General features: G+C 63.3%; 1 protein-coding gene. It reads left to right on the plus strand.

The window, feature by feature from the left end:
• Nucleotides 1-73 precede the first annotated feature (73 nt).
• Complete coding sequence (locus EOA16_RS32390) at nucleotides 74-1,270, plus strand: IS256 family transposase (protein ID WP_127261747.1); 1,197 nt, start codon at nucleotides 74-76, stop codon at nucleotides 1,268-1,270.
• The last annotated feature ends 17 nt before the right edge of the window (nucleotides 1,271-1,287 follow it).

Raw genomic sequence — 1,287 nt, forward strand, 5'->3', positions numbered from 1 at the left:
TTCGCTGAGAGAGGGCGGTCATGGCAGGCTGGTGATGTTCAACGTCACCTGATTCCCGCGAAGGAACGCCACCATGACCAAGACAGAAGGTAAGACCGCCAGCGCTGCCGTCAAAGACATTCTGCTTTCGAACCCTGAGGCTCTGCACGAAGTGATCCGTGCGGTGATGCAGGAGGTGCTCGAGGCGGAGATGGACGAGGCGCTGGGTGCTTCGAAGAGCGAGCGCACACCGGAGCGTCTCGGCTACCGCTCGGGTTATTATGGGCGCACCCTTGTCACCCGGGTCGGCAAGCTTGAACTGCGGGTTCCGCAGGACCGAGCCGGCCGCTTCTCCACCGAGCTGTTCGAACGCTACCAGCGTTCCGAGCGGGCCTTGGTGGCGACACTGGCGGAAATGTATGTGCAGGGCGTGTCGACCCGAAAGGTCAAGGCGATCACCGAAGAGCTGTGCGGTCATGCCTTCTCGGCCTCATCGATCTCGGCCATCAACAAGCGCCTGGACGAAAGCCTGAAGGCATTTGCCGAACGCCCGCTTCAGGAGCCTTTTGCCTACCTCATCCTCGATGCCCGCTACGAGAAGGTGCGCGAAGCCGGCATCGTCATGAGCCAGGCGGTGCTGATCGCGGTTGGCATCGACTGGGACGGCCGGCGTCAGATCCTGGCTGTGGAGATGGCCAATCGCGGAAGCCGCTCGGCCTGGAGGGACTTCCTCGTCGGCTTGAAGGCGCGCGGCCTCAGGGGCGTCGAGCTGGTCGTGTCCGACGACCATGCCGGCCTGGTCGCGGCGATCGGCGAAGTCATCCCGGAAGCGGCATGGCAGCGCTGCTACGTCCACTTCCTCAGGAACGCGCTCGATCACCTGCCGAGGAAGCACGGCGACGACTGCCTGCAGGAACTGCGCTGGCTCTATGATCGGCGCGATCTTGCCGAGGCCAAGGCCGATCTCGCCGCGTGGCTTGCCAAATGGTCGGGCCGCTACCCACGGCTGACGACGTGGGCGGAGGAGACCATCGAGAGCACGATGACCTTCTTTCGCCTGCCGCGCCAGCACCACAAGCACCTGAAGTCCACCAACATGCTCGAACGGCTCAATGAGGAAATCCGCCGGCGCACCTATGTCGTGCGCATATTCCCCAATGCCGAAAGCTGCCTGCGCCTCGTCAGGGCGTTGGCCGTCGAGACCAACGAAAACTGGATGGAGGCCAACCGATACATCAACATGGACGACCTGCGCGAGCACAAGAAGCTCGCTCTACGCCAAGCCGCATGACCAGCACCATGGCCGCC

Source organism: Mesorhizobium sp. M7A.F.Ca.US.008.03.1.1 (assembly GCF_003997495.1).
Taxonomy (GTDB): domain Bacteria; phylum Pseudomonadota; class Alphaproteobacteria; order Rhizobiales; family Rhizobiaceae; genus Mesorhizobium.

Coding starts and splice junctions, on each gene's coding strand:
- EOA16_RS32390 (WP_127261747.1), top strand. CDS start 74: ATGACCAAGACAGAAGGTAAGACCGCCAGCGCTGCCGTCAAAGACATT.